This window comes from Streptomyces sp. NPDC005899, assembly GCF_040629645.1.
Classification (GTDB): domain Bacteria; phylum Actinomycetota; class Actinomycetes; order Streptomycetales; family Streptomycetaceae; genus Streptomyces.
Genome location: NZ_JBEXWB010000551.1, coordinates 1 through 2,804, shown reverse-complemented (window position 1 = coordinate 2,804; position 2,804 = coordinate 1). Strand labels below are relative to the sequence as shown.

2 protein-coding genes are annotated in these 2,804 nt (G+C 73.7%); both read right to left on the bottom strand.

Annotation, left to right across the window (positions count from 1 at the left end; all coding sequences use genetic code 11):
• Positions 1-28: 28 nt before the first annotated feature.
• Positions 29-1,135 (bottom strand): Zn-dependent alcohol dehydrogenase, encoded by a 1,107-nt coding sequence (locus ABZ371_RS31295; protein WP_358686036.1) that lies wholly within the window; start codon positions 1,133-1,135, stop codon positions 29-31.
• A 41-nt stretch (positions 1,136-1,176) separates the two neighbouring features.
• Positions 1,177-2,571, bottom strand: coding sequence for an aldehyde dehydrogenase family protein (locus ABZ371_RS31290; protein WP_358686034.1), 1,395 nt, complete (start codon positions 2,569-2,571; stop codon positions 1,177-1,179).
• Positions 2,572-2,804 lie beyond the last annotated feature (233 nt).

The window sequence follows — 2,804 nt, the reverse complement described above, 5'->3', positions numbered from 1 at the left end:
CCGGCCCCGCGCGGGCGGGCGCCCCGGGTCAGGAGGCCGCGTCGGTCTCCGCGTGGGGGAACACGACCAGCGCGCGTCCGCCCTTGCCCGCGATCATGTTCTCGAAGGCCGCCGGAATACCGTCCAGCGCGATGCGCTCCGTCACCAGCATGGAGAGGTCGAAGCGGCCGGCGCGGATGTGCCCGGCCAGCACGGGCAGGTCCCGGGCGGGGTCGCTGTTGCCGTACACGCAGCCGGTGAGCGAACGGCCCCAGTGGAAGATCTCCAGGGCGTTGAAGCTCACCACCTGGTCCTTGCCGCCGATGCCGACGACGGTCGTGCGGCCACCGCGGCGGGTGGACTCCCACGCACCGCGGATCGTGGCGGGGCGTCCCACGCATTCCACGGCGACGTCCGCGCCCTGGCCGCCGGTGAGTTTGCGGACGGCACGCGGGGTGGTGTCGGAGGCGACGACGTAGTCGGTGGCACCGGCCCGCCGGGCCAGTTCCTCCTTCTCCGGCGACACGTCGACGGCGATGATCCGCGAGGCGCCCGCGAGGCGCGCCGACTGCAGGACGGCGAGGCCCACCCCGCCGATCCCGAAGACGACGACGCTCTCGCCCTCACGGACCCGGGCGGAGTGGTGCACCGCCCCGTACCCGGTCAGGACGGCGCAGCCGAGCAGGGCGGCGTCGTCCAGCGGGATGCCGGCCGGGGCGGGCAGCACGCAGTTGGCGGGGACGACGGTCTCCTCGGCGAAGGCCGCGACGTTCAGCCCGGGATGGAGTTCCGTGCCCCCGGCCGTACGGGCGTGGATGTTCCCGGCACCCTTGAGCGCGTCGGCGCAGAGCCAGATCTCGCCGATCCCGCAGTGGAAGCAGTTCCCGCAGGACGGCGCCCAGTTGAGGACGACCGGATCGCCGGTGGCGACGTGCGTGACGCCCTCGCCGACGGCCAGCACCGTGCCGGCGCCCTCGTGCCCGAGCACGGCCGGGACGGGCAGGCGCATGGTGCCGTTCGACAGGGACAGGTCGGAGTGGCAGACACCGGCGGCGGCGAGGCGGATGCTCACCTGGCCGGGGCCCGGCTCCGGGAGTTCGATGTCGGTGATCTCCAGAGGAGCTCCGACGGCGGGCAGTACGGCGGCGCGGACCACGAACAGACTCCTCGATAGGGCCGGAGGGGCGGGCTGGGGGCTCAGAACTGGAGGGACTTGGTCTGGAGGTACTCGGCGAGGCCGTGGGGCCCGAGCTCGCGCCCCACACCGGACTGCTTGTATCCGCCGAACGGCGCCAGGGGGTTGAACCGGCCGCCGTTGATGTCCACCTGCCCGGTGTCCATGCGGCGGGCGAAGGCCACGGCCTCGGCGTCGTCGGCCGCCCACACGGCCCCGGCCAGCCCGTACACGGTGTCGTTCGCGATCCGCAGGGCGTCGTCCACGTCCTCGTAGCGCAGGATCGAGAGCACCGGGCCGAAGATCTCCTCCCGGGCGATGGTCATGGCGGGCGTCACGTCGGCGAACACGGTGGGGCTGACGTAGTAACCCTGCTCCTTGGGCGCTTCGGGGCCCCCCGCGACCAGGCGGGCGCCCTCCTCGATGCCCTTCTCGATGTAGCCGCGCACCCGGGCCTGCTGCTTCGCGTTGACCAGGGGCCCGACCCGCTCGCCGGGGACGTACTTGGCGACGGCGGCCGCCGCGAGGGCCACGGCCTCCTCGTACCGCTCGGCGTCCACCAGCATCCTGGTCCACGCGCTGCACGTCTGGCCGGAGTTGGACATCACGTTGGCGACGCCGACGTTGACCGCCTTGGCGAGGTCGGCTCCGGGGAGGATGACGTTCGCGGACTTGCCGCCGAGTTCCAGGGCCACGCGCTTGACCGCCGCGCCCGCCGTGGCTCCGATCTTCCTGCCGACCGCGGTCGAGCCGGTGAAGGAGACCAGGTCGACCCCCTCGTGCTCGGCGAGCGCCTGCCCGGCGACCGGCCCGAGACCGGTGACGAGGTTGAAGACGCCGGCCGGCAGGCCCGCCTCCTCGATGGCCTCGGCGAACAGCTGGGCGGTCAGCGGGGTGTCCTCGGCGGGCTTGAGGACAACGGTGCAGCCGGCGGCGAGCGCGGGGGCCACCTTGGCGACGATCTGGTGCAGCGGGTAGTTCCAGGGGGTGATCGCGCCGACGACGCCCACGGGCTCCAGCAGGACGGTCGAGTTGCCCAGCTTCTCCTCGAAGGCGTACGTGCCGGCGAGTTCGGCGAACGAGCCGGCGACCAGCACGGGCACACCCGCGTGGACCACCTGCGACAGCGCGGGCGGTGAACCGAGCTCGGCGGTGACGGTCTCGGCTATCTCCCCCCGGCGCGCCGCCAGCACGTCTCGCAGGGCGGCGAGCCGCGCCGCGCGCTCGGCGGGCGGGGTCGCCGCCCATCCGGGGAACGCGGCGCGGGCGGCGCGCACCGCGTCGTCGACGTCCTGTGCGGTGCCCGCCGGCACGTGGCCGATGACCTGCTCGTCCGCCGGGTTCACGACCGCGATCGTGTCCTGGCCGGCGGCCGGCCGCCACGTGCCGCCGATGTACATCCCGTCATGCGCCTTCATGACTGCCCCTCCCGGGCTCGTTGTGCCTGCCGCCGAAGCCGTGCGTCGCTCGTCGCGCGCGGTCCGCGGCGCGTCCTGCCTCTCGCGTGCCGCGTTCCGCGTCCGCTGCCGATGCCGTCCCGGCCCAAACTAGCGCTGTTAGTTTTCTGGCGCCAGGGAACCACTGGAGACACAGGTCACGCACGGCTGCCGGCAACGATCGCACGCCGGGGCCGGGGGCGTCCCGCGGAAGC